Origin of the sequence: Nocardiopsis sp. NPDC006139 (genome assembly GCF_040614155.1) — a bacterium.
In the GTDB taxonomy this organism is placed as follows: domain Bacteria; phylum Actinomycetota; class Actinomycetes; order Streptosporangiales; family Streptosporangiaceae; genus Nocardiopsis; species Nocardiopsis changdeensis.
Map to the genome: position 1 here is coordinate 197,413 of NZ_JBEXTT010000002.1, position 23,696 is coordinate 221,108.

A 23,696-nucleotide genomic window follows, 5' to 3' on the forward strand; every position below is an offset into this window, starting at 1 on the left:
GTCGCATCCGGGGCGGGACCGGGAACGGCGACGGCCGGGACCCCGCGGGGTCCCGGCCGTCGCCGTTCGAAGAAGGGGATGGGCTACTGGCGGCCCAGCGCCCGGTAGGTCCAGCCCGAGGCCCGCCAGAAGGTCGGGTCCAGGGCGTTGCGCCCGTCCACGATCCGCTTGCGCGCCACCAGGCCGCCCAGCTCGTCCGGGTCGGCCTCGCGGAACTCCGCCCACTCGGTGAGCAGCAGCACCACGTCGGCGTCGGTGACCGCCCCGCGCATGGAGTCGGCGTAGTTCAGCTCCGGGTGCGCCGCGCGGGCCCGCTCCAGCGCCGCAGGGTCGTACACCGTCACCTGCGCGCCCAGCGAGGCGATGGTGGCGGCCACGTCCAGGGCGGGCGAGTCGCGGATGTCGTCGGAGTTGGGCTTGAAGGCCGCGCCCAGCACCGCCACGCGGCTGCCCGCGAAACCGCCGCCGATGAGCTGGCGGGCGATGTCGATGGTGCGCGCCCGGCGCCGCTGGTTGATGGCGTCCACCTCGCGCAGGAACGACAGCGCGGGCTCCACGCCCAGCTCGTCGGCGCGGGCCATGAACGCGCGGATGTCCTTGGGCAGGCAGCCGCCGCCGAAGCCCAGGCCCGGGCCCAGGAACTTGCCGCCGATGCGGTCGTCGTAGGACAGCGCCTGCGCCAACTGGATGACGTCGGCCCCGGCCACCTCCGACACCTCCGCCATCGCGTTGATGAAGGAGATCTTGGTCGCCAGGAAGGCGTTGGCCGCCACCTTGACCAGCTCGGCGGTCTGGAGGTCGGTCACCAGGAACGGGACGCCGCCGTCGATCTGCTTGTGCCACAGCGCCCGCACGGCCTTCTCGACCCGCGGCGAGTCGGTGCCCAGCACGATCCGGTCGGGCTTCAGGGTGTCCTCCACGCCGAAGCCCTCGCGCAGGAACTCCGGGCTCCAGCCCAGCTCGGCCTCCTCGCCCGCGGGCGCCAGCGCCGCCAGCCGGGCGGCCAGGGTCGCGGCCGTGCCCACCGGCACCGTCGAGCGGCCCACCACCACGGCGGGGCGGCTCAGGTGCGGCGCCAGCCGGTCCACGGCGGAGTTCACGTAGCTCAGGTCCGCGGCGCCCGACTCGTCCTTCTGCGGCGTGCCCACGCAGATCAGGTGCAGGTCCGCGAACTCGGCGACCTCTGCGAACGAGGTCGTGAAGCGCAGTCTCCCGGACTCCAGACCCGAGACCACCAGGTCCTCCAGCCCGGGCTCGAAGAAGGGCACACGACCGGAGCGGAGCATCTCGATCTTGGCCTCGTCGACGTCCAGGCCCAGCACCTCGAACCCCAGTTCGGCCAGGCAGGCCGCTGTGGTGGCGCCCAGGTAACCGGTACCGATGACGGAGACGCGCATACGGTCCGCTTCGATCACTGGTTGAGTCCTTCCTCGCTTTCGTCCGCGCCCGTATCCCATGGTTGTTCCCGCTCGTGGCGGTGAGCACCCGGGGGAGGGCGGAAAGGCGGACATGAGTCGGCGTCGGGGGAGACCCGCACGCGGAGCCTCACCCTACGCTCCGGGACATGGCCCGTACCCGAACAGGGCGTGAACACATCAGGCGCTCAGGTTACCGGTGCGCACCCGGTACCGGACACAGGGCCCCGGAGCGCCTCAATCCCGGCGTCCGGACTCCCCGTCCAGCGGTGTCCACCCACCCTCGCCCCGGGAGAACGGCGTGGTCGTCCTGGCCGGATCGCCCTCCCGCGGCTCCCAGACCTCGGTCGCGGTCCGGCGGCCGGGGACCTCGGGCACGGTGTCGCCGACCGGCGGTTCCGGCAGCTCCTCCCGGGGCCCGTGCACGCGTTCCCAGGGGGCGGCCATCATGGCGGGCCCGGCCTCCGCGGGGGAGCGCCAGCGGCCCGGCAGGGCCGCCGAGAACAGCAGCAGCGCGCCCAGCGGCAGCGCCACGGACACCCCGGGCCCGCCCGGGTACACGAAGCTCTCCGGATTGAGCCATGACAGCGCCGACCCGAGCGACGCCGGGTGCACCGCAGGCCACAGCGCCAGTGCGGCCAGCGGCAGCCCGGCGGCCCCGGCGGTGAGCGGCGAGACCCGGGCCGCGGCCAGGTACGCGCAGGCGAAGCCGGCGAGGACCAGCAGCACCGCGGCCGCGACCGGGGCGACCGACACACCGCCCTCCAGGAGCCCCGGGAGTTCGCCCGCCGACCAGGACACGGAGATCCACAGCAGGGGGGCCAGGGCGATGCCGACCAGCAGGCCGAGCAGGTGGCGGAGCACGGGAGCACCTTCCTTCGCGGGGATCACCCGCAGATGTTGTCCCGGGCGGTCGAGGTGGTCAGCGGGGCGTCCCCGGCCGAGGGGGACTCCTCCGGCTCGGGGGCCTCGACCTCCGGAGCGTTGAACGTCGTGTAGTTGAAGCCGATCACGATCTGGATCTCGCCGTCCAGGGTGGTGTCCTCCACCACCTCGGCGCCCGGGATCGTCCCGGCCACGTACTCGGCGGCCGCGGCGTCGCCGGCGCCGTGCCGGACCTGGGTGGCGGGCACGTCCCTGCTGCTCCAGTCGGAGGCGGGGTCGGGCACCTGGAACCCGGCACCGGCCAGGGAGCCGTCCAGGGAGGCGCCCAGCCCGGGGGTGCCGGTGCCGTTGAAAACACGCACCCGGATGTCGGCCGGGACGGGCTCCGCCGCTTCCTCCTCCTGCGCGGAGGGCTCGTCGGAGGGCCCGGTGATCGGGCGGTCGGCGTTGATGTCGGCGAACAGGTCGCGGGCGGCGGGCTCGTCCCACAGCAGGGCGACGTCGCCGCGCGGGGTCCAGAAGTCCATGTCGGCGATGGGCACCTGCGCGAAGGTCACCGCCGCCATGTCCAGGTCGCGCATCTGGTAGGCGAGCTCGTTGATGGTGGAGGTGTCCAGCCCCTCGTCGACGGTCACCGACGACAGGGCGCTGTCCAGGAACGCGGTGAGCTTGCCGGGGTCGGACAGGGTCTCGCTGCTCAGCGCCTGGTCCAGCATGGCCGCCAGCACCTGCTGCTGCCGGTCGATGCGGTCCAGGTCGCCGCGCGGGGTGGCCCGGGTGCGGGCGAAGGCCAGGGCCTCGGTGCCGTCCACCCGGTGGGTGCCCGCCGCCATGTCCAGGTGGGCCTTGGGGTCGTCGATCGCCTCGGGCAGGCACACCTCGATGCCGCCCAGCGCGTCGACCACGCCGACGAACCCCGAGAAGTCGACCTCCACGTAGTGGTCGATGCGCACGTCCGTGACCGTTTCCACGGTGCGCACGGCCAGCTGCGGGCCGCCGTAGGCGTAGGCGGCGTTGATCTTGTCCTCGCCCTCGCCGGGGATGTCCACCCACAGGTCGCGGGGGATGCCGACGACGGTGATCCGGTCGCGCTCGTGGTTGAGCCGGACCAGCATCATCGTGTCGGAGCGGCGCCCGGGCGTGGAGCCCACGCTCAGCGCGCTGCGGTCCTCCTCGGCCAGGGTCTCGCGGCTGTCGGAGCCGATGACCAGGAACGTCAGCCCGCCGGTCTCCTCGGGGCGGTCCCCGTCGGCCAGGCCGCCGAAGACGTCGAAGCGGTTGAGGGTGCCCGACATCCACCCGGTGATCGCCCAGGAGGTCCCCGAGGCGAGCAGGACCAGCACGGACAGGACCGACATCACGACCAGGCCCGCGCGGCGGCGGCGGACGGCGGGGGAGGGCACGGTGATCCGGCCGGACCGGGAGGAGCGCCGGTCCCCGGGCGGGATCGGCCGGGACCGCTCACGGCGGAACTCGCCGCCGCCCGGTCGATTCCGTCCCCCGTTGTCGTCGTTCATCGGTTTCCCCGTCCCGCCCCGGTCAACGGTGTCCTCAACCCTTAGGTTGTCACCCGATCCCCCGCATCGTGTGAGATGTCGATCCTCGGCGTGTTGTTCTCGGCTTGGGGCGTCACCGTCGGGATGGGGGAGAAAAGGGGCGGGGTCTCCACTGCAGGTCGAAGACCCGGCTCTGTGGTACTTTGTCGCCGATCTGACCGGTACCCGGCGCCGCCCCGCACGGCGCGGGACTCCCCGCCACCGGTTCCCTTCCCGGACACGGACGCCTTCATGTCCGCCGTTCCCCCTGATATTCCGGAGAAACCGATGACGCATCCCCCCGTTTCCCCCAAGAACTGGCTCGTCACCGTTCTGCTGTCCTTCTTCCTGGGCTACCTCGGCGTCCACCGCTTCTACGCGGGCAAGATCGGCACGGGCGTCCTGATGCTCGTCACCTGCGGCGGTGTGGGCGTGTGGGCCCTCATCGACTTCATCATGGTGCTGCTCGGCAGGTTCCAGGACTCCGACGGCCTCCCGATCAAGAACCAGGCCTGACCCCGCCGGCCGCGCCGGGAGACCGGCGCGGCCGCCGCCCCCGGTGCAGTACCTTGGACGCGCGCGGGCGTCGATGCCCCCACGCATCCGCCGCGCAGTCCGACACGTCTCGATCTTGGGAAGTGCCCGTGTCCTGGCCGCCGGTCTCCGTCGTCATGCCCGTCCTCAACGAAGAGCGCCACCTCGCCGCCGCGGTGGAGCACGTCCTCGCCCAGGAGTACCCGGGCGAGCTGGAGGTCGTGCTCGGCGTGGGGCCCTCCGAGGACCGCACCCGCGAGGTCGCCGACGGCCTGGCCGCCGCCGACCCCCGGGTCAAGGTGGTGGACAACCCCACCGGCAGGACCCCCTCGGGCCTGAACGCCGCCATCGGCGCCTCCTCCCACGACATCGTGGCCCGCATCGACGGCCACGCGATGATGCCCTCCGACTACCTCCGCGTGGCCGTGGAGACCCTGGAGGAGACCGGGGCCGACAACGTCGGCGGCATCATGGCCGCCGAGGGCACCACCCCCTGGGAGAAGGCGGTCGCCGCCGCCATGACCTCCAAGGTCGGCGTGGGCAACGCCCGCTTCCACACCGGCGGCGAGGGCGGCCCGGCCGACACCGTCTACCTGGGCGTCTTCCGGCGCTCGGCGCTGGAGCGCGTGGGCGGCTACGACGAGGCCTTCCTGCGCGCCCAGGACTGGGAGATGAACCACCGCATCCGCGAGAGCGGCGGAGTGGTGTGGTTCCAGCCGCGCATGCGCGTCTCCTACCGCCCGCGGCGCAATGTCAGGCTGCTGGCCAAGCAGTACTTCCACTACGGCCGCTGGCGGCGCGTGGTGGCCCGCCAGCACAAGGGCACCATCAACCTGCGCTACCTGGCGCCGCCCGTCGCCCTGACCGGGGTGGTCCTGGGCCTGCTCGGCGGCCTCCTGTGGTGGCCGCTGTGGCTGGTGCCCGCCGCCTACCTGGCCCTCGTGGTCGCCGCGTCGCTGCCGCTGGGCCGCGGCCTGCCCGCCGCCTCGCTGCCGCTCATCCCGGTCGCCCTGGCCACCATGCACATGTCGTGGGGCGCGGGCTTCATCACCAGCCCGCCCGGTCTGGGCTCGGACTCCCGTACCGCACGGGCCTCCCGGGGCGCCCAGGCCTCCTGAACCGGGCCCGGTTCCGGCATGATGTCCCCATGGACGAATTGCGCGGAGACCAAGCGGATTGGGGCTTCGACGGGGAGACCGTCGACATCGTCTACAAGAAGTCCTGGACCGGCAGCGCGCTCCTGAAGGAGCTCGGCCGCCTGAGCGTCCCGGTGGGAGCGATCGCCGAGGTCGAGTTCACGCCGGGCGGCGGCCGCCGCAAGGGGTGGCTGCTCCGGCTCTCGCTGCGCGAGCGCATGGACCCCTACGCCGCCGTCGGCGCCATGCTCCGGGACGACCTCCAGCCCTTCCGGCTCACCGGTCCCGCCAAGACCGAGCTGGTCGCCGAGTACCTCGCCGACCAGATCCGGTTCGCCGCCGAGCAGGCCGAGGGCGACCCGGCCCCGGAGACCGTGACCCGGCTGGTCCCCGCCGTCCCCCTGCACATCAAGACGCGGGAGGGCACCGCCACCCTGGACGGCTCCACCCTGCGCCTGGTGTGGTCCGGCGACTACGCGAGCGCGGCCAAGCGCCGCGCGGGCCGCCGCGAGTACGACCTGTCGGAGATCTCCAGCGTGGACTGGGGGCCGCCGGACGGCTGGGGGTGGGGCTTCCTGCGCGTGGTCCCCGCCGGCGAGCCGACACGGGACGGGCGGCCCAAGCACGACCTCGGCATGCTGCGCTCGGCCGACGACGGCGGCGAGATCTACAAGGTGTTCCTCATGGCCGCCACGGTCACCGCGCACGTGTGGGCCCGGGGCGGCCCGGCCCCGGCGGGCCCCGGCGGCCGCTGGCGGGAGATCGCCCGCGGCACCGTCCGCGCGCTGACCGGGGCGCCCGCGCTCCTCGGCGCCGACACCGGCCGGGACGCTCGGCCGGACCCGGACGCGCGGGCGGAGGAGGCCCCGGACGGGGCCGAGGGGGAGCGCGGCCCCGACACCGCGTGGATCTTCGCCCAGATCGAACGGCTGGGGGAGCTGCACGCCAAGGGACTGCTCACCGACGAGGAGTTCGCCGCCAAGAAGGCCGAGCTCCTCGACCGGATCTGACCCCCGGCCGGCCCCGGCCGGCGCCTCAGGCGGCGCCGTTGAGCTCCGCCTCGCGCAGCGCGGCCACCGCGCCGGGCACGTCGTCCACCACCACCGCGTCCATCCCGGCGGCCGCGAACATCGCCGCGTCCTCCGGGGCCGGGCACCAGGAGGCCACCTCCAGGCCCGCCTGGTGGGCCAGGTCCACGGTGTACTCCACCGAACGCCGACCGGGCAGCGGGCCGTCGTCGGTGAGGCCGAACGACCGCACGTCCACGGCCACGATCGGGCAGCCCAGCCCCACCGCGCCCGCGACCGCCTGGTCCAGCGGGTTGCGCACGAACGGCATCCACGCCGTGGGCACCTCCGGGGCGCCCTCGTGGACGGCCAGCAGCACACCGGGGTCGAACGAGCACACGAACACCCGGCGGCGCTCGGCCTCCCGCCGCAGGTACGGCATCAGCAGCGAGGCGGTCCTGCGGGCGGGGGCGTCCACGGCGTCCTCCATCACCGTCTTGACGTCCACGTCCAGGCCCACCTGCGGGGGGATGGCGGCCAGGCCCTCCTCCAGGCCCACCAGCCCGGCCCGGGCGCACTCGGCCGCGGTCAGGTCCACCACCGCGCGCCCGTCGTCCAGCGCCGCGTTGTGGTAGAGCACCAGCTCGTCGTCGGCGGTGCGCCGCACGTCGATCTCGATCCAGTCGGCCCCGGCCGCGACCGCGGCGCTGAAGGACTCCGGTGTGTTCTCGCGGGCCTGGTCGACCACTCCGCGGCCCACGCCGCGGTGGCCGATGACCTCCGTCGTCCCGCCGAAGACCCCGCTCACGGCGCCGCCTCGTGTAGGGGGGCCTCTCCCCGGGACCGGCGCAGCAGCGCTTCGGCCACCTCCACGTCGCCGGGGTTGGTCACCTTGATGTTCGTCTCTTCGCCCGGCACGATCCGGACCTCCTTCTCGGGCAGGTAGCGGAGCACGACCCCGCAGTCGTCGGTGGCGACCAGGCCGGGGTCGGCGGTCGCCAGGGCGTAGGCGCGGCGCACCGTCCCCAGCCGGAAGCCCTGCGGGGTCTGCATGCGGCGCAGCGAGGAGCGCGCGGGGACCTCGGCGACCGCCTCGCCGCCGGGGCCCTCGACCACGCGCACCACCGTGTCCGCGCTGGGCACCGCCACGCCCACGGCGTCCGCCCGGGCCAGGGCGGCCACACAGGCGGAGACGGTCGCGGGGGAGACGAGCGGCCGGGCGGCGTCGTGCAGCAGCACGAGGTCGTCGTCGGCGGCGCCGGACACCGCGGCCAGGGCCGCCACGGAGGTGTCGGTGCGGGTCGCGCCGCCCGGCAGGACCCGGGTCAGCTTGGCGAACCCGGCGTCGGCCAGCAGCTTCTCCGCCCGGGGAACGTACTCGTCCACCATGAGCACGATGATCTCGTCCACGTCGGGGCACGCCTCGAACGCGGCCACGGCGTGTTCCAGGATCGTCCGGCCGGCCAGCGGCAGGAACTGCTTGGGGGTGTCCGCGCCCATGCGCGCCCCGACCCCGCCGGCCAGGACCGCCGCGATCACCCGCGGGCGCCCGGCGCCGTCCACCTCGTCCACCGATCTCCTCCTCATGGCGGTCTCCCCGCCGGCGGCGAACCGGCGGGGCCCGTGCGCGGAACGGAGGGTGACGCGGCGCGGACGCGACGGTTCCGGCTCCCGGCGGGGAGACCGCGGCCGCGGCGGCCCGGATGTTGCGCGCGTGTTTCCGTTCCCTAGGAGCCGAGGCTAGTCGACCGGCCCCGGGCACGCATGGTCACGGTCCGGACACGGATGTGCGGCAGGTTGGTGGGCGCGCCCCGTCCGTCGCAGCGGTAATCTATGCACGCCTGTTCAATGTGCCCGGTCCGACCGCGACCCACAGCGGTCGTCGAGCCGGGCGCGGTCCGTGACAATCCCCCGGTCGCCCGGACACGTCCCCCCGTTTCCCCGGTCGTCGTCCGACCGGGGCCGTGGACCGCGCGTGTCGACCGGTGCGCGCAGGCACGAGCACCCACCTGTCCGGTGGCGCGAGCGTGGACCGGACGGCAATTCTTTCGATCCTTGGAGGTGGCGGTGGCGTCAAGGGCGCTGGCCGTCTGGGAGCACCGGAAGGTCGTCGGCCTCCTGGTCCGACGCGACCTGAAGGTCAAGTACCAGCAGTCGATTCTCGGATACGCCTGGACGATGTTGGAGCCGCTGGCTCTGACCCTGGTCTACTTCTTCGTCTTCGGGGTCATCCTGGGGGCCGACCGCGGGATGCCCGCGAACGCGATGGAGTACGGCGGTTTCCTGCTCTTCCTGGTGGCCGGGATCCTGCCGTGGAACACCTTCGGCGCGATCCTCAGCGAGGCCCCGCGCGCGATGATCACGCACTCCAAGCTGATCACCACGATGAAGGTGCCCCGGGAGATCTTCCCCACGGCCACGGTGGGCACCAAGTTCATCGAGTACCTGCTCACCTGGCCGGTGCTGATCCTCTTCGTGATCTTCCTGGGCGGCCGCCCCTCCTGGGAGGGCGTGCTGGTCTGGCTGCCGCTGGCCATCCTGCTCCAGTTCACCATCGGCCTGGGCCTGACCCTGCTGCTGTCCTCGATCAACGTGCTGGTGCGCGACGTCGAGCGACTCGTGCGCATCGCCTCCCGCATCCTGTTCTACGGATCGGCGATCCTGTACCCGGCGTCCATGGTCCTGGAGTCGGCCCGGGTGCCGGAGTGGCTCAAGGTCGCCTACCAGTTGAACCCGCTGCTGGGTATCTTCGAAATGCACCGCGCGGTGTGGTTCGCCGGGTTCGAGCAGCTGACCCCGGGGCCGATCGCGATCACCTCTGCGGTCGTCGGTTCGCTGCTGATGCTGGTCATCGGATACTGGACGTTCCGCCGCCTGGAGATGTCCGTCCTGAAGGAGTTGTGATGGCCCAGACCGACTACGGCACCGACCTGGCGAGCGGCCCGGTCATCGAGGCCAAGGGCCTCGGTGTCAAGTTCGCGGTCAACCGCCGTCGCAAGCGCAGCCTGCGCGAGATGTTCATCCACGGCACCAAGCGCGACCCCAACGCCGAGGGGGACGAGTTCTGGCCGCTGCGCGACGTGTCCTTCGAGGTCGCCCGCGGCGACTGCGTCGGCATCGTCGGCAAGAACGGCACCGGCAAGTCCACCCTGCTCAAGATGATCGCCGGGGTGCTCATCCCCGACGAGGGCGAGGTGCACGTGCGGGGCAAGGTCGCGCCGCTGCTGGAGCTGCGCGCGGGCTTCAACGACAACCTCACCGGCCGCGAGAACGTGTACCTGGTGGGCTCGCTGCACGGGATGACCGAGAAGCAGATCGACGAGCGCTTCGAGGAGATCATCGACTTCGCCGAGATCAAGCAGAAGTTCGTGGACACCCCGGTGCGCCACTACTCCAGCGGCATGAAGGTGCGGCTGGGCTTCGCCCTGATCTCCCAGCTGGAGCACCCGATCATGCTGGTCGACGAGGTGCTGGCGGTGGGCGACAAGGCCTTCAAGCGCAAGTGCTACGAGGCCATCGAGCGGATGCTGGCCAACCACCGGACCATGGTGCTGGTCTCCCACAACGAGGGCGACCTGCGCCGGTTCTGCAACCGCGGCCTGTACATCAAGGGCGGGGCCCTGGCGCTGGACACCGACATCGACGCCGCGCTGGCCGCCTACAACGAGGACACCAAGGCCGAGATCGCCAAGCGCAAGAAGGCCGAGGAGGCCAAGAAGAAGCGCGCGGAGGAGGCCGAGAAGAAGGCCGGCGGCGACAAGGACGGCGGCCAGGCCGCCTGACCCCCGCCGCGCCCCGAGGGCGCCCCAGGGGGCTCTCAGGGCTCGGAGAGGACACACGGTGCGCACTGCCGGAGGATTCCGGCGGTGCGCACTTTGTCATCTGACCCGACCGAAATGGCGCCACGCCGCTCTGAACAGGCCAAACGGACACCTGTGGCGTGTCAGTGATTGATTGACCACAGAGCGTGGGTGACGGTTGCTCTCACCGAGAACTCGAGAGGGACACGCCCATGGCCAACGGCACCGTGGCGCGCTCGACCGCGCGCCTCCTCGAACGCAGGCACGTCACCCGGGCGGGGATGAGCCGGATCGCCGTGATGGTCTCCGTCGGCGCCGCCGTCTGGTTCACCCGCCCGGACACCGTCGGCGGGCTGGCCGGCTCGGCCTTCCTGGTGGCGGTGCTGTTCTGCGACTCCGTCCGCGAGCGCATGCGCGCCGGGCGCTACGACGCCCTCACCCTGTGGCTGTCCGCCATGCTCTCCCAGCTGCGCGAGTACATCGTCTACCTGGGCCTGGCCGTGGGCGCGGTGCTGGCCGGGGCCGGCGGGGCCTGGGGGTGGGCCGCCGGGGCCCTGGTGGCCCTGGCGCTGCGCGACGCGCTCCTGGTGGCCCGGGAGGCGCCTCCCGCGCCCTCGGTGCCGTCCCGGCGCGTCCGGGGCGCGGGGACGGCGGCCGGGGAGGCGGCGGTGGCGCCCGCGGCGGCCGGACTCGTCCCGCGCCCGGCCACCGGGGGCCACGACCGGGACGGGGCCGCCGCGCCGTCCGGCCACCGGACCGCACGGCCGGGCCCCCGGCCCGCGTCCGGGGCGGTCCCCGGGGGCGCCCCGCGGCCCCGCCCCGCCGCGTCGCCGGGGCAGGGGGCGCGGCGGCGGGCGCCCGCCGCCGACCTCGCCCGGCGGCTGCTCGCCTTCCCCCAGCCGGTCCGCTTCCTGGCGATCGCCGTCACGGCCACGCTGTGGGACCCGCGGATCTCCTTCGTCACCCTGATCGTCGGCTGCGCCATCGCCATCACCACCGCGCTCGTCGACCCCGCTGCGGCCCACGGGGGGCGGCGGTGAACGGGGCGCAGAGGGCCGCGGGCACCGCCGGGACCGTCCCGGACCTGCGCGCGCTCCGTGATGACGGTCACTTCTGCCGCCTGGTGGGGCGCGTGGCCCCGGGCCTGATCCCGCCGCTCCCGACCGCGGCGGCGGCCGCGATGGTCGTCCTCGTTCTCCTGGCGGCGGACCGCGGGCTTCCGGCAGGCATTACCCTGTTCGCACCGGTCGCTGCCCTGCTACTGTCCGGAACGGCCTCGGGCCACCCCCACGACGGACGGTTCGACCGACTCGTTCCGCCCGTTCTGCGCGTCATGGAGTACGCGTACCTGATGGTCGTGGGGCTCGCGTCCGGTGTACCCGGTCCCCTGGTGTTCGTACTCTTGATGACGGTGGCCTGTCACCACCGCGACGACGCCGTCCGCCCCCCGGTCGGTGTGGCGAGGTCGCCGCGGACGCGCGCGGCCGCCCTCGGCTGGGACGGGCGCATGCTCGTCGTCGCGGCGGGGAGCGCGCTGCACGCGCCCGTTCCGGTCTACGGCATACTCGCCGGATACCTGGCGGTGCTGCTCGTCACCGAGGCGGTGCGCACCTGGAGCGCCACGCCGGTGGCCGACGTGCTCCCGGCCGGCACCGTCCCCGAGGACGGCGCCGGGCCCGGACACCCCCGGCCCGGGTACGGCCAGGAGGGCGACCCTGCACCGGTCGCCGAAACGTTCGGGGAGGCGTAGGACCTCCCCGCTAAGGAGGAACACGCCCGCATGCTCGGAATGGTTCTCGCCGCAGGCGCGGGGCGGCGTCTGCGCCCCTACACCGACACGCTGCCCAAGGCCCTGGTGCCCGTCGACGGTGAGACGACCATCATGGACATCTCGCTGCGCAACCTGGCCGCGGCCGGCCTGACCGACGTGGTCGTCGTCGTGGGCTACCGCGCCGAGGCCGTGGAGGCCCGCAAGGAGGCGCTCGAGGAGCGCCACGGCGTGAAGCTCACCCTCAGCTACAACGACAAGGCCGAGGAGTGGAACAACGCCTACTCCCTGTGGACCGCGCGCGAGTTCTTCTCCGAGGGCGTCCTCCTCGTCAACGGCGACACCGTGCACCCGGTGAGCGTCGAGGAAACGCTACTCGCCGCCAGGGGTCCGGAACTCCTCCTCGCGGTGGACAACGTGAAAAGCCTCGCCGACGAGGAGATGAAGGTGACCCTCGACGACGACGGCCACCTCGCCACCATCACCAAGCTCATGGACCCGGCCACCGCCGCCGGCGAGTACATCGGCGCCACCCTGTTCGAGGGCTCCCTGGACGCCCGCCTCGCCGACGCCCTCAAGGCCACCTGGGAGCGGGACCCGCAGCTCTACTACGAGGACGGCTACCAGGAGCTCGTCCGCCGCGGCGAGAAGGTCTCGGTCGCCCCCATCGGCCGGGTGGAGTGGGTCGAGGTCGACAACCACGACGACCTGGCCAAGGCTCGGGAGATCGCGTGCCGCTACTAGCCCGAATGCTGCCCTCGCCGGTGGCCATCGACGTCCGGCGCGGGGCCATCGCCTCGCTCGGCTCGGTGCTCGCCGACCGGCGCATCGCCACCGAGGGCCGGATCGCCGTCGCGGTCGGCCCCGGCCAGGGCGAGCAGATCGCCGCCGACCTCGACCTGCCGCACTGCGAGGTGTTCCGGGTCGAGGAGGGCACCGTCGACGCCGCCAACGAGCTGGGCAGGAAGCTCCGCTCGGGCGCCTACGAGGCGGTCGCCGGGATCGGCGGCGGCAAGACCATCGACGTCACCAAGTTCGCCGCCACCATGGCCGGCATCCCGATGGTGGCGGTCGCCACCAACCTGGCGCACGACGGCATCGCCTCCCCGGTCAGCTCCCTGGAGCACGAGGGCGGCAAGCCCTCCATCGGGGTCACCATGCCCATCGCCGTGGTCATCGACGTGGACTACGTCCGGGCCGCGCCCTCCCACCTGGTGCGCTCGGGCGTCGGCGACGTGGTCAGCAACATCTCGGCCATCGAGGACTGGGAGCTGTCCGGGCGGATCAACGGCGAGCCGGTCGACGGCATGGCCGTCACCTTCGCCCGGGTCGCGGCCGAGGCGGTCCTGCACCGGCCCGACTCGATCGAGTCCGACGCCTTCCTCACGGTCCTGGCCGAGGGCCTGGTCCTGTCCGGGATGGCCATGTCGGTCGCCGGGTCCAGCCGGCCCGCCAGCGGCGCCTGCCACGAGATCCTGCACGCCGTCACCCAGCTCCACCCGGGCAAGGGCAACCACGGCGAGCTCGCCGGCCTGGGCGCGCTGTACGCGTCCTTCCTGCGGGTCCGCCACCTGGGCTGGTCCGAGGCGCGGATGGGCGAGATCCGGGACTGCCTGGTCCGCCACGGGCTGCCCGTGGTGCCCTCCGACGTCGGCCTGGACGATGAGGCGTTCGCGCGGGCCGTGGTGCACGCGCCGGACACCCGTCCCGGCCGGTTCACCATCCTGGAGCACCTCGGCCTGTCCGAGAGCGAGATCGGACGGAGCGTCGCGGACTATGTCAAGACCGTCGGTCGCTGAGGTCCGCGCGGGTGGCCAGCCCGCGGGGATCAAGGAGCGCACGAACGAGGAGCACTGGGCGGGCCGCCTCTACATGAGGGACCTCTCGCCCTACGTCAGCACCTTCTTCGTCCGGCTGGGCGTGCCGCCGAACCCCATCACCTACCTGATGATGGCGTTCGGCGTCCTGGCCGGCGTGGTGGTCGCCTTCGGCGGGCTGTGGTCGGCCCTGGCGGCCGCCCTGCTGATCCAGGTCTACCTGCTGCTGGACTGCTCCGACGGCGAGGTCGCCCGGTACACCGGCCGCACCAGCGTCACCGGGATCTACCTGGACCGGATCGGGCACTACGTGGCCGAGATCGCCCTGCTCATCGGCCTGGGCGTGCGCGCCCAGGGCGGGCTGGAGCCGGGCGGCTGGGTGATCCTGGGCATGGTCGGCGCGATCGGCGTGGCCCTCATCAAGGCCGAGACCGACAACGTCGTGGTGGCCCGAGCCAAGGCGGGGCTGCCCGAGAAGGTGACCGACGAGGCGATGCGCCCGCGCTCGTCCGGGCTGAGCCTGGCCCGGCGGCTGGCCTCCGCCCTCAAGGTGCACCGGCTGATCCAGGCCGTCGAGCTGTCCCTGATCGTCGTGGTGGCCGCGGTGGCGGACCTGTTCCTGGGCGACCTGCTGGCCACCCGGGTCCTCGTCGCCGCCTGCGCGGCGGTGGCGGCGCTGATGAGCGTCGCGCACTTCGTGAGCGTGGTGGCCTCGCGCCGCCTCGAATAACGCGTCGATGACGTTCGCGTCACATACGGGGCCGCGGCCCATACCCCGCCCGCGGCCCCGTACACCGGGCTTTTATTCTTTCGTTAGCCTGTTCCTGCGAATGTCGGTCTTCGTCAACCTGCAAGAAGCCTGTCGTCCACTGATACGGTCCCGAACATGACCACACCCGTGATTCCGCCCCGGACCGAGGGGTCCGCGACGGAGGTCTCCCGAGGGCCCAGAGCCGAACGGAGCCGTCCCCAGGTGTCCGGTGCCAGCAAGCCCACCCTCTCCTGCGTTCTGCTCACCATGGGCAACCGCCCGGCCGAGCTGCGCCGCGCCATCACCAGCGTGTTCGAGCAGGAGGGCGCCGACGTCGAGGTCGTCGTCGTGGGCAACGGCGCCGACCTGCCCGAGCTGCCCGAAGGCGTGGTCACCGTCCGCCTGCCGGAGAACGTGGGCATCCCCGAGGGCCGCAACCACGGGGTGCGCGCCACGAAGGGCGACGTGATCCTCTTCCTGGACGACGACGGCTGGTACCGCTCCACCGACCTGGCCCGGCACGTGCGCGAGCGGTTCGCCGCCGATCCGTCCCTGGGCGCCCTGTCCTTCCGCATCGCCGACCCGGACGGCGGCCCCGACCAGCGCCGCCACGTGCCGCGGCTGCGGGTGGGCGACTCCCGCCGCTCCAGCGTGGTCACCACGTTCCTGGGCGGCGCCAGCGCGGTCCGCCGCACCGCGTTCGAGGCGGGCGGCGGCCTGCCGGGCGACTTCTTCTACGCCCACGAGGAGACCGACCTCGCCTGGCGGATCATGGACGCCGGGTACACCATCGAGTACGACGCCGACGCGGTCATGTACCACCCGGCGGTCGCCCCGACCCGGCACGAGAACTTCTACCGGCTCAACGCCCGCAACCGGGTGTGGCTGGCCCGCCGCAACCTGCCCTGGCCGCTGGCCTTCGCCTACCTGGGCACCTGGGTGGCCCTGACCGTGCTCCGCGAGCGCGACCGCGCCTCCCTCAAGGCCTGGTTCGCCGGCTTCCGCGAGGGCTGGCGCGAGGACGCCGGCCCGCGCACCCCGATCCGCTGGTCGACCGCCTGGCGCATGACCCGCGCCGGCCGCCCCCCGATCATCTGAGCCGCCTGAGAGCGGCGGGCCGACCGGAAGGGGCCCGCCACTCTCAGACGTGCGGCCACAGGGTGACTTGCACGATCACGATCTCTCGCAGGTGCCGGGCCACGATGAACTTGAAGAATCCCACATCGTCGCCGAGTGGGAACTCGCGTAGACCCCCTGACCGGTCGTGCGGTCTACCCGCCTGCTCGGCGTCGGGGCCGAGGGCGGACAACTCGGTGGCGAGGCGTTCGATCTCGGCCACCGCCCCGACGGGCAGCCCTGAGGAGAGGTCGGGCGGCTCGAAGCACCAGGTCCAGTCGTTCACTCGTCAAGCCTGGCATCAGCCCAGGCTTGGATACGGGAGATCTCCGAAACAGCCTCTTTGGTCTCGGGGGAGCCGGAGTCGACCAGGGCGAGGAGTTCGCTCCGACGGCGCGCCACCGCCGGATGGCGTTCGACCTCGATGAACTGGGCCCAGGAACGGCAGAAAAGCCACAGCGGGCCGATGCTCTCACTGGTCTGGGCTCGGGTGCTGGCCTCCAGGAGCCTGCGGTCGAACTCGGGAACCTGCGATGGTGCGATCCTGGTCAGGGCATCCCGGAGCGCCGCCGGTGTCGGCTCGGGCCTGCGGATCGTCGGTTCCTCGGAGTTCCAGACCACGGGCTGCTCGGACATCACTGCTCCCACCCAGGTGGCGACCCCTGTATATACAGGATTCCTGATGTTCTGTAGCTACAGATTATCCCTTGGGGCGCCGTCGAGGAGGCGCTCTGAGAAGTGGCCGGGCGTGCCATGATGGGCGTCCCCGCCCCGTGAGCCTCGGGGCCGTACCCCCTGGGAGGCAGTGTGGCTTCCAGCCTGCTCGGTCTCATCATCCTGGTCGTGGTCGCCCTGGGCGGCCTCGCACTGGTCGGCGGACTGGTCTTCTTCATCGTCCGGGCGGCCAGGCCCAAGACGCCGCCCGCGCGGCAGTACCACCCGGGCGCCCCGCAGCAGCCCCACCCGGGGCAGGGCGGGCCGCAGTACCCGCAGGGCCCTCCCGGACAGGGGTGGGGGCCGCCGCCGGGCGGCCCCGGACCGCGCTGAACACGGCGACGGGCCCCTCGCGGTGCGAGGGGCCCGTCCCGTTCCCTCCCCGGCCGGGTGGCGGTCCGGTCGGGGACGGGGATCAGACCTCGGTGACGACGGCGTCCCGCTCCAGGCGCGGCAGGCGGTCGAACCAGGCGTCCGGCCCGGGGCGGCCGATGTTCATCACCACGACCGGGCGCAGCGGCGAGTCCTCGCCGAAGAACTCCTTGCGCACGCCCTCGGCGTCGAAGCCGGTCATCGGCCCGGCGGCCAGCCCGGCCGCGCGCACGCCGATGATCAGGTAGGCGATCTGCAGGAACGCGTTCTTGACGGCCATGTCCTCGCGGGCCCCGACCGGCATCTGCGCGAAGTTCTCGCGGGCGTCGGGGGCGACCGGGAAGGTCGTCGGGAAGTTCTCGTGGAAGTCGGTGTCCGCGGACAGGATGAGCGTCAGCGGGGCCGCCGCGGTCTTGGGCGCGTTGTTGCCCGCCATGTGCGGGACCAGGCGCTCGCGGGCCTGCTCGGAGCGGACCGCGGTCACCCGCAGCGACTGCAGGTTCATCGCGGTGGGGCCGTACTTGACCAGTTCGTAGATCTCTCCGAGCTGCTCCTCCGTCACCGGCTCGTCGGTGAAGGAGTTGGCGGTGCGGGCGGCCCGGAACAGAAGGTCCTGGGCGTCCTTGTCGAGCAGCAACTGGGTCATGGTCGTACCTCGGTCGGTCGTGGGGTGTGACCGGCACGAACGTGCGCCGGTCGGTACACCCGCACCCAACCTGCTTGACCAGGAAGATATTTCCTATGCCAAGTAAGTGTGGTCGCCCTCACTCGCCGGAGCCCGCTCGTCACTGCGCTGACGCGGTATCCGCGGCGTCGGACCGCCCGCCTCGTCCACCCACTCCTCGAGCTGCTTGACGAACGCCCGGGCCTGGACCGGCCAGTGGTACGAGGTCTGCGCGATGCGGTGGCCGGTCCGCGCCAGCCGGCCGCGCAGGCCCTCCTCCGCGCGCAGGCGCAGCACCGCGTCGGCCGCCGCGGCCGGGTCCTGGAACGGCACCACCAGGCCCGCGGGCCCCTCGGGCCGCTCGGTCACCAGCCGGACCGCCACCGGGCTCGGCGAGGTGACCACCGGCAGCCCGTGCGCCATGTACTCCACGACCTTGGTCGGCATCGAGTGCCGGTAGTTGGGGGTGTCGTGCAGCAGGCTGATGCCCGCCATCGCCCCCGCGCACATCCGCAGCGCCCGGTCGTTGGGCACGAACCCGTACCAGGTCAGCGCGTCCTCCTGCTGCGCCTCGCGCAGCAGCGGCCGCACGCCCGCGTCGGCGCCGCCGATGATCTCCAGGCGGACCCCGTGCGGCTGGAGCAGGCGCCCCAGCTCGACCATCTCCCGGGCGCCCCGGGCCAGGGACACGTGCCCCAGGTAGACGACCCGGTCGTCGCCCGGAAGGCGGGTCGGGGAGTCGGGGACGTCGGTGGTGTTGGGCACCACCGGGTGCGGCCGCCGGAACCGGTCCCGGTACCCCTCCTCGGCGAGCAGCAGCTTCATCCGCCGCTCCGCCCGCCGCTCGAAGGAGCGCACCAGCATCCCCAGCGGGCGTCGCGCCGGCCGGGGCACCCACGGCTTGGTGAGGACCGCCGCGGCGGTGTCCTCGTGCACGTCCCACACCGTCACCGGGCGCTCGGCCGGCAGCGCCAGCAGCAGCTCGGGGTCGTGGAAGAGCAGCAGGTCGGCCTTGGGCGCGTGCTCGGCCAGCACCGCCCGGGCGGCGCGCAGGGCGGACAGCCGCTCGCGCCCGGAGGCGCGCGGGACGTCCACGGAGCGCAGCTCGCTCCACGGGGTCACGCCGCACTCGCGGAACGGCGCGACGTAGGTCACCGTGTGTCCTGCGTCCAGCAGGGCGCGGATCTGCCGGTGCAGGATCCGGGCGTCCTCCGGGTGGTGGACCACTGTGGCCACAAGCGCGTGCATCACATCACCTACCTGTGTCGCCGGTAAGGCGCATCTGAGAAGATGATCCGCTTTTGGGCAGCGGTACCGGCTGTGCGACACGGTATTCATCTGCGGAAACACGCAAAGGTCGGCGGGGTGGACGCCCGGGGGGCAACCGGTGAACCTTGGTGCGACGGCGAGTGAACACGCGAGGGCACGCCGTCGGACACCGGGTGTCCGGGACGGCGCGCCCCCGTTCGTCGGGCCCGTGTACGGGCTCTCGGGCGTGTTCGGTGGATGCTTTCGTGAGTCTCGGCGCTCGCGCCGAGTGCCGGGAGCGGTCGTCGGGCGATCTCTCGCGAGCCGCCCGGCGGCCGCGACCCGGGATGATCCGCCGAACAGCCCTAGAGGACCTGGATGCCCTCGCGCTGGACGTAGCGGCGGGCCTGCGCGGGCACCACCGTCGGGTCCTCGTCCTTCGGGGTGCGGCGCAGCACGCCGCGGGTGTCCAGCAGCAGCCGCGCGTACTCCTCCAGCAGCTTGGGCCGGTACTCGCTGTGGTCGGTGAGCAGGATCACCAGGTCGGCCTCGGCCAGCGCTCGGTCCAGGTCGGTGGACCGCTCGATGTCCTGCCCGTCCACCTGCCAGGACTCCACGTGCGGGTCGTGGTAGGTGAGGGTCGCGCCCTTGGCGAGCAGCTTGCGCGCCACCGGGCGGGCCGGCGACTCGCGCTGGTCGGCGATGTCGGCCTTGTAGGTCACGCCGAGGAGCAGCACCTTGGACCGCGACAGCGCCAGCCCGGACTCGTTGAGCAGCTCCTGGGCGCGCTGGATGACGTAGGACGGCATCCGGCTGTTGATCTCCTGGGCCAGCTCCACGAACCGGAACGGGTAGCCCAGGGTCTTGACCTTGTACGACAGGTAGTTCGGGTCGATCGGGATGCAGTGCCCGCCCACGCCCGGACCCGGGTAGAAGGCCTGGAAGCCGAACGGCTTGGTGGCCGCCGCCGCGATCGAGTCCCACAGGTCGACGCCCAGCTCCTGGCAGAAGATGGCCATCTCGTTGACCAGGGCGATGTTGACGTGCCGGTAGGTGTTCTCCAGCAGCTTGGCCATCTCGGCCTCGCGGGTGCCCCGCGCCCGGACCACGGTGTTCACGAACCGGCCGTAGAACGCGGCCGCCGCCTCCCCGCACTCGGGCGTGAGCCCGCCCACGACCTTGGGGGTGTTGGCCACGCCGAAGGTCGGGTTGCCCGGGTCGATCCGCTCCGGCGAGAACGCCAGGTGGAAGTCGGCGCCCGCGACCAGCCCGGACTCCTCCAGGATGGGGCGCACGACCTCCTCGGTGGTGCCCGGGTAGGTGGTCGACTCCAGGATCACCAGGGTGCCGGGGCTCAGGTGCGCGGCGATCGACTTGGCCGCGGAGGTGACCGCGCCCAGGTCGGGGCCGCCCTCCGGCGACAGCGGGGTCGGCACGCAGATGACGATGGTGCGGGCGGTGGCCAGGACCGACGGGTCGGTGCTCGCCGTGAACCCGCGGTCCAGCATGGCGCGCACGTCCTCTTCGGACAGGTCGTCCACGTGCGACACACCGCTGTTGAGGCCGCGGACGACGCGCTCGTTCACGTCGAGTCCGGTGACCTTGAGACCGGCGGAGCAGGCTTCGGCGGCCAAGGGCAGACCGACGTAACCGAGACCGATGATGACAAGGTCGCCGGTCACCGCGGACTGCTCGGCTGCAAGGGCTGGGTTGGAGGCTGCGGCATCCACTTCGTGGTCACACTCGCATTCGTTTCGTGAACGGGCGCACTTCATCGAGGACAGCCGGGAACGTCACTGCAAGCGGGACGTTCGAGTGTAGATAGCCGTTGTCCGCGATCACGGGATCTGGCCTGGTTCGGACATTCTCCGGATAAGGGCCCGGTACGCGTGGTTGTAGCGGTATACGGCCCCGGTCCATGTTCGGTTCGCCCCGATAAGGCTGCGACCTGCGAGACCGTAGGCCTCTCGCCTTTCCCGACTGTAAGCGAGTTTTGTCAGGACATCAGCGAGACCTGCCGATTCGCCTGGAGGAATTAACTCACCGGTCACCCCAGGTTCCACGATCTCTCGCAGAGCCGGAAGATCACTGGCCACAACCGGCAATCTTCCGGCCATGGCCTCCACGGGTTTGAGCGGTGTCACCACCCGGCACACGCGGTCGTCGCGCCGCGGCACGGCGAACACGTCCATCGCGGCGTGGTGCTCGCGCACCCGGTCCGCGGGGACCCGGCCGGGGAAGTGGGCGGCGCCGGCCAGCCCCAGCTCCTCGGCGCGGGCGCGCAGCGCCGCCAGCTCGGGGCCGTCGCCGACGATCAGGGCGTGCGCCCGCTCGCCGGCCCCGCGCATCCGCGCCACGGCCTCCAGCAGGGTGTCCAGGCCCTCGTAGCCGTAGCAGCTGGTGGTGGTGCCGACCACGAACTCCTCGGGGCCGATGCCCCATTCCGCCCGCACCGCGGTGCCCGGCGGCAGCGGCTCCAGGAACGACTCGTCCACCGCGTTGGGCACCACGAGCAGCCGCTCGGGCGGCACCCCGCGCGCCTCGATGTCGGCGCGCATCGCCTCGCCCAGCGTCACCACCAGGTCGGCGGCGAGCATGCACTCGGTCTCCTGCGCCCGCTCGTGGCGGTAGAAGGCGTCGTCCACGCTCCGCGAGGGGTCGCGGGACAGCCACGACTCCTCCAGGAAGCCCCGCACCTCGTACACCACGGGCAGGCCGAACCGCTGCCCCAGGGCCAGCGCCAGCCGGGCGTTGCGGTGGTTGCTGGCGGCGTGCAGCACGTCCGGCCGCACCTTCTCCACCAGCTCGGACGCCAGCTTCAGCCCGGACGCCAGCTCCTGCCCGGGGTCGGCCGGGGCGGTCCACGGCAGCAGCCGGTGGTAGGGGATCCCGTCCACGCGCACCAGGGTGCGCGCGTCCCTGCTCCCCTTGTCCAGGGGGTGCCCGACCCGGCTCACCACGTGCACGTCCATGCCCGCCTCGCGCTGGGCGACGGCGATGCGGTGGGTGCGCTGGGTGTACCCGGCGTTGGTGTGCGGCAGTGCGTTGGTGACCAGATGCAGCACCCGCACACCCGACCCGTCCACCGGACCCTCCGGAGGCGATGCGAGACGTTCACCTGCGGGGCTTTCCGGTCGCCGAGCGTTCACCGTGTCTTCGGGCCGCGTTGGGGCATCGCGGGTTAACGTGATCCCGTGGTGGACGGGCGACGGGGACGCGGCGACGGCCCGCCCCGTGGCCAGGTCCGTCCGGTGGACGGCCCGGTCGCGGACCGGCCCCGAAGGAAGGCGTTCGAGCAGTTCGCGCGCCGTCCGGGTGTCCCCGGCGGCCAGGCAGGCCGCCACCAGGCGCCCCACCCTGCGGGGCCCGGCACCGGACGCGGCGGCGAGCACCGCCTCGCGCGCCTCGGCCCGGCGCCCCTCGTCCCACAGGGCGTAGGCGCGGGCCTGACCGCCCACCCGGGCGGCCGCGCCGCGCGCCGCGCGCCGGACCGGCCCCGGCATCAGCCGCAGCGCGAGCAGCGGCGTCCGGGCGGGGTCGGAGCGCAGGTGGCGCCAGGCCGTCGACGCGGTGAACGTCACCGCCCGCAGCCTGCGGGTCCGGGGACGGGGCGCTTCGGAAACAGGGATGTCATGCACGGTCAGTCACCCAACCACGCGGATGTGGCCGGATGGTGACACCACGGCGACACGGACGGGACGTCCCGGCGAGGAACGCCCCACCGGACCGCCACGGCCCCACCGGAACCGGTGGGGCCGAACGACGAACAGAAGGAGACCAGAGAGCCGTGGCAGCGAGCGCCCCCCTGGGCAGCCGGGACACCGCGATCGTTCACGTGGTCGGTGCCCGCCCCAACTTCGTCAAGGCCGCCCCCGTCGTCTCCGCCCTGCGCGACCGCGGAGCCCACCAGGCGGTGGTGCACACCGGCCAGCACTACGACGACCGCATGTCCGCGGTGTTCTTCCGCGACCTGGGCCTGCCCACCCCCGACGTCGACCTGGGCGTGGGCTCGGGCTCGCACGCCGCGCAGACGGCGGCGCTCATGGTCGGACTGGAGCAGGAGTTCACCGCCCGCGAGCCCGGGATCGTCGTCGTGTACGGCGACGTGAACTCCACGGTCGCCGCGGCCCTGGTCTCCGCCAAGCTGCACATCCCGGTGGCGCACGTCGAGGCGGGCCTGCGCTCCTTCGACAACACGATGCCGGAGGAGGTCAACCGCCGGGTCACCGACCAGCTCAGCGACCTGTGCTTCGCCACCTCGCCGGAGGCGATCGGCCACCTGGCCGCCGAGGGAATCTCCCCGGACCGGGTCCACCTGGTCGGCAACCCCATGATCGACACCCTGCTGGCCAACCTCGACCGGTTCGACGCCGAGGCCCTGCGCGCCCGCCTGGGCCTGCCCGAGCGCTACGTCGCCGCCACCCTGCACCGCCCGGCCAACGTCGACGACCCCGACACGGTGGCGCTGCTGGTCGCCCGCCTGCACGAGATCGCCGACCTCGTGGACGTGGTCATGCCGGTGCACCCGCGCGGCAAGGCGGCCTTCGACCGCGCCGGGCTGGGCGACCACCCCCGCGTCCACCTCCTGGAGCCCCTCGGCTACCTCGACTTCGTCGCCCTGGTCCGCGGCTCCGAGGCCGTCGTCACCGACTCGGGCGGCGTGCAGGAGGAGACCACCGTCCTGGGGGTCCCCTGCCTGACCCTGCGCCCCAACACCGAACGGCCCATCACCATCACCCACGGCACCAACCGCCTCGTCACCGAGGCCGACCTGCTCCAGGCCGTCACCAAGGTCCTGCACGGCCACGGCTCCGAGGCACTGCTCGACACGACCCCGCCCCTGTGGGACGGCCGCGCCGGTGAGCGCATCGCCGCCGTCCTGACCCAGTGGTCCAGGTGATCCCATGCCCCGTCCCCTTCCTTCCCGAAGAGCC

24 protein-coding genes are annotated in these 23,696 nt (G+C 72.8%); 13 read left to right on the plus strand and 11 right to left on the minus strand.

Annotated features, from left to right (window positions below; all coding sequences use genetic code 11):
- Positions 1-83: 83 nt before the first annotated feature.
- From ABZ249_RS03025 to ABZ249_RS03035, 3 genes are all read right to left on the minus strand, one after another.
- A complete protein-coding gene (locus tag ABZ249_RS03025; RefSeq protein ID WP_355256463.1) occupies positions 84-1,415 on the minus strand; it encodes a UDP-glucose/GDP-mannose dehydrogenase family protein in 1,332 nt (443 codons plus the stop codon).
- Positions 1,416-1,652: 237 nt separating this feature from the next.
- Positions 1,653-2,279 carry a YIP1 family protein gene (locus ABZ249_RS03030; protein WP_355256466.1) on the minus strand — a complete coding sequence of 209 codons (627 nt, stop codon included), beginning with the start codon at positions 2,277-2,279 and terminating at the stop codon, positions 1,653-1,655.
- Between the two features lie 23 nt (positions 2,280-2,302).
- On the minus strand, positions 2,303-3,817 hold the full coding sequence (locus ABZ249_RS03035; protein ID WP_355256469.1) for an LCP family protein: 1,515 nt from the start codon (positions 3,815-3,817) through the stop codon (positions 2,303-2,305).
- 306 nt (positions 3,818-4,123) lie between these two features.
- On the opposite strand from ABZ249_RS03035, the gene ABZ249_RS03040 reads away from it, so the two are divergent.
- From ABZ249_RS03040 to ABZ249_RS03050, 3 genes are all read left to right on the plus strand, one after another.
- Positions 4,124-4,351 (plus strand): TM2 domain-containing protein, encoded by a 228-nt coding sequence (locus ABZ249_RS03040; protein WP_220564952.1) that lies wholly within the window; start codon positions 4,124-4,126, stop codon positions 4,349-4,351.
- Between the two features lie 128 nt (positions 4,352-4,479).
- Positions 4,480-5,487 carry a glycosyltransferase family 2 protein gene (locus ABZ249_RS03045; RefSeq protein WP_355256472.1) on the plus strand — a complete coding sequence of 336 codons (1,008 nt, stop codon included), beginning with the start codon at positions 4,480-4,482 and terminating at the stop codon, positions 5,485-5,487.
- A 29-nt stretch (positions 5,488-5,516) separates the two neighbouring features.
- A complete protein-coding gene (locus tag ABZ249_RS03050; RefSeq protein WP_355256475.1) occupies positions 5,517-6,515 on the plus strand; it encodes a DUF4429 domain-containing protein in 999 nt (332 codons plus the stop codon).
- 25 nt (positions 6,516-6,540) lie between these two features.
- Here ABZ249_RS03050 and ABZ249_RS03055 read toward each other — a convergent pair whose 3' ends face one another.
- A complete protein-coding gene (locus tag ABZ249_RS03055) occupies positions 6,541-7,320 on the minus strand; it encodes a glycerophosphodiester phosphodiesterase (RefSeq protein WP_220564955.1) in 780 nt (259 codons plus the stop codon).
- Positions 7,317-8,099, minus strand: a complete 783-nt coding sequence (locus ABZ249_RS03060) for an IspD/TarI family cytidylyltransferase (protein WP_355256478.1) — start codon at positions 8,097-8,099, stop codon at positions 7,317-7,319. Before ABZ249_RS03060 ends, ABZ249_RS03055 begins: the two co-directional genes overlap by 4 nt.
- Positions 8,100-8,567: 468 nt before the next feature.
- Between ABZ249_RS03060 and ABZ249_RS03065 the strand changes: the two genes are divergently transcribed.
- From ABZ249_RS03065 to ABZ249_RS03100, 8 genes are all read left to right on the plus strand, one after another.
- Entirely contained in the window at positions 8,568-9,416 is an 849-nt protein-coding gene (locus ABZ249_RS03065; RefSeq protein WP_355256481.1) for an ABC transporter permease, read from the plus strand.
- Positions 9,416-10,294 carry an ABC transporter ATP-binding protein gene (locus tag ABZ249_RS03070; protein WP_355256484.1) on the plus strand — a complete coding sequence of 293 codons (879 nt, stop codon included), beginning with the start codon at positions 9,416-9,418 and terminating at the stop codon, positions 10,292-10,294. The genes ABZ249_RS03065 and ABZ249_RS03070 overlap by 1 nt, the downstream gene beginning before the upstream one ends.
- A 230-nt stretch (positions 10,295-10,524) precedes the next feature.
- A complete protein-coding gene (locus tag ABZ249_RS03075; protein WP_355256487.1) occupies positions 10,525-11,352 on the plus strand; it encodes a hypothetical protein in 828 nt (275 codons plus the stop codon).
- Positions 11,349-12,062: a DUF5941 domain-containing protein gene (locus ABZ249_RS03080; protein ID WP_355256490.1), complete on the plus strand. Its 714-nt coding sequence runs from the start codon at positions 11,349-11,351 to the stop codon at positions 12,060-12,062. The genes ABZ249_RS03075 and ABZ249_RS03080 overlap by 4 nt, the downstream gene beginning before the upstream one ends.
- A gap of 30 nt (positions 12,063-12,092) precedes the next feature.
- Positions 12,093-12,824 (plus strand): phosphocholine cytidylyltransferase family protein, encoded by a 732-nt coding sequence (locus ABZ249_RS03085; RefSeq protein WP_355256493.1) that lies wholly within the window; start codon positions 12,093-12,095, stop codon positions 12,822-12,824.
- 5 nt (positions 12,825-12,829) lie between these two features.
- Positions 12,830-13,879, plus strand: coding sequence for an iron-containing alcohol dehydrogenase family protein (locus ABZ249_RS03090; protein WP_355256496.1), 1,050 nt, complete (start codon positions 12,830-12,832; stop codon positions 13,877-13,879).
- Positions 13,857-14,627 carry a CDP-alcohol phosphatidyltransferase family protein gene (locus ABZ249_RS03095; RefSeq protein ID WP_355256499.1) on the plus strand — a complete coding sequence of 257 codons (771 nt, stop codon included), beginning with the start codon at positions 13,857-13,859 and terminating at the stop codon, positions 14,625-14,627. Before ABZ249_RS03090 ends, ABZ249_RS03095 begins: the two co-directional genes overlap by 23 nt.
- A 288-nt stretch (positions 14,628-14,915) precedes the next feature.
- A complete protein-coding gene (locus tag ABZ249_RS03100; RefSeq protein ID WP_355257091.1) occupies positions 14,916-15,746 on the plus strand; it encodes a glycosyltransferase in 831 nt (276 codons plus the stop codon).
- A gap of 43 nt (positions 15,747-15,789) precedes the next feature.
- Here ABZ249_RS03100 and ABZ249_RS03105 read toward each other — a convergent pair whose 3' ends face one another.
- Both ABZ249_RS03105 and ABZ249_RS03110 read right to left on the minus strand, forming a co-directional pair.
- Entirely contained in the window at positions 15,790-16,050 is a 261-nt protein-coding gene (locus tag ABZ249_RS03105) for a hypothetical protein (RefSeq protein WP_355256501.1), read from the minus strand.
- Complete coding sequence (locus ABZ249_RS03110; protein ID WP_355256503.1) at positions 16,047-16,412, minus strand: hypothetical protein; 366 nt, start codon at positions 16,410-16,412, stop codon at positions 16,047-16,049. The genes ABZ249_RS03105 and ABZ249_RS03110 overlap by 4 nt, the downstream gene beginning before the upstream one ends.
- Before the next feature lie 159 nt (positions 16,413-16,571).
- Between ABZ249_RS03110 and ABZ249_RS03115 the strand changes: the two genes are divergently transcribed.
- Positions 16,572-16,811 carry a hypothetical protein gene (locus ABZ249_RS03115; RefSeq protein WP_355256506.1) on the plus strand — a complete coding sequence of 80 codons (240 nt, stop codon included), beginning with the start codon at positions 16,572-16,574 and terminating at the stop codon, positions 16,809-16,811.
- An 82-nt stretch (positions 16,812-16,893) separates the two neighbouring features.
- On the opposite strand, the gene ABZ249_RS03120 is transcribed toward ABZ249_RS03115, so the two are convergent.
- The 4 genes from ABZ249_RS03120 to ABZ249_RS03135 form a co-directional block, all read right to left on the minus strand.
- Positions 16,894-17,496, minus strand: coding sequence for a malonic semialdehyde reductase (locus tag ABZ249_RS03120; protein WP_355256509.1), 603 nt, complete (start codon positions 17,494-17,496; stop codon positions 16,894-16,896).
- A 93-nt stretch (positions 17,497-17,589) separates the two neighbouring features.
- Complete coding sequence (locus ABZ249_RS03125; RefSeq protein WP_220564966.1) at positions 17,590-18,762, minus strand: glycosyltransferase; 1,173 nt, start codon at positions 18,760-18,762, stop codon at positions 17,590-17,592.
- A gap of 365 nt (positions 18,763-19,127) precedes the next feature.
- On the minus strand, positions 19,128-20,492 hold the full coding sequence (locus ABZ249_RS03130) for a nucleotide sugar dehydrogenase (protein WP_355256513.1): 1,365 nt from the start codon (positions 20,490-20,492) through the stop codon (positions 19,128-19,130).
- A gap of 108 nt (positions 20,493-20,600) precedes the next feature.
- A complete protein-coding gene (locus ABZ249_RS03135) occupies positions 20,601-22,343 on the minus strand; it encodes a glycosyltransferase family 4 protein (RefSeq protein WP_355256516.1) in 1,743 nt (580 codons plus the stop codon).
- Positions 22,344-22,549: 206 nt separating this feature from the next.
- On the opposite strand from ABZ249_RS03135, the gene wecB reads away from it, so the two are divergent.
- Positions 22,550-23,662, plus strand: coding sequence for a UDP-N-acetylglucosamine 2-epimerase (non-hydrolyzing) (gene wecB / locus ABZ249_RS03140; RefSeq protein ID WP_355256519.1), 1,113 nt, complete (start codon positions 22,550-22,552; stop codon positions 23,660-23,662).
- Positions 23,663-23,696 lie beyond the last annotated feature (34 nt).

Bases quoted from the DNA above. Each gene is read 5' to 3' on its own strand.
- ABZ249_RS03035 (WP_355256469.1), bottom strand. From the start codon at position 3,817: ATGAACGACGACAACGGGGGACGGAATCGACCGGGCGGCGGCGAGTTC.
- ABZ249_RS03040 (WP_220564952.1), top strand. From the start codon at position 4,124: ATGACGCATCCCCCCGTTTCCCCCAAGAACTGGCTCGTCACCGTTCTG.
- ABZ249_RS03050 (WP_355256475.1), top strand. From the start codon at position 5,517: ATGGACGAATTGCGCGGAGACCAAGCGGATTGGGGCTTCGACGGGGAG.
- ABZ249_RS03060 (WP_355256478.1), bottom strand. From the start codon at position 8,099: ATGAGGAGGAGATCGGTGGACGAGGTGGACGGCGCCGGGCGCCCGCGG.
- ABZ249_RS03070 (WP_355256484.1), top strand. From the start codon at position 9,416: ATGGCCCAGACCGACTACGGCACCGACCTGGCGAGCGGCCCGGTCATC.
- ABZ249_RS03075 (WP_355256487.1), top strand. From the start codon at position 10,525: ATGGCCAACGGCACCGTGGCGCGCTCGACCGCGCGCCTCCTCGAACGC.
- ABZ249_RS03085 (WP_355256493.1), top strand. From the start codon at position 12,093: ATGCTCGGAATGGTTCTCGCCGCAGGCGCGGGGCGGCGTCTGCGCCCC.
- ABZ249_RS03090 (WP_355256496.1), top strand. From the start codon at position 12,830: ATGCTGCCCTCGCCGGTGGCCATCGACGTCCGGCGCGGGGCCATCGCC.
- ABZ249_RS03095 (WP_355256499.1), top strand. From the start codon at position 13,857: ATGTCAAGACCGTCGGTCGCTGAGGTCCGCGCGGGTGGCCAGCCCGCG.
- ABZ249_RS03100 (WP_355257091.1), top strand. From the start codon at position 14,916: ATGGGCAACCGCCCGGCCGAGCTGCGCCGCGCCATCACCAGCGTGTTC.
- ABZ249_RS03120 (WP_355256509.1), bottom strand. From the start codon at position 17,496: ATGACCCAGTTGCTGCTCGACAAGGACGCCCAGGACCTTCTGTTCCGG.
- ABZ249_RS03125 (WP_220564966.1), bottom strand. From the start codon at position 18,762: ATGCACGCGCTTGTGGCCACAGTGGTCCACCACCCGGAGGACGCCCGG.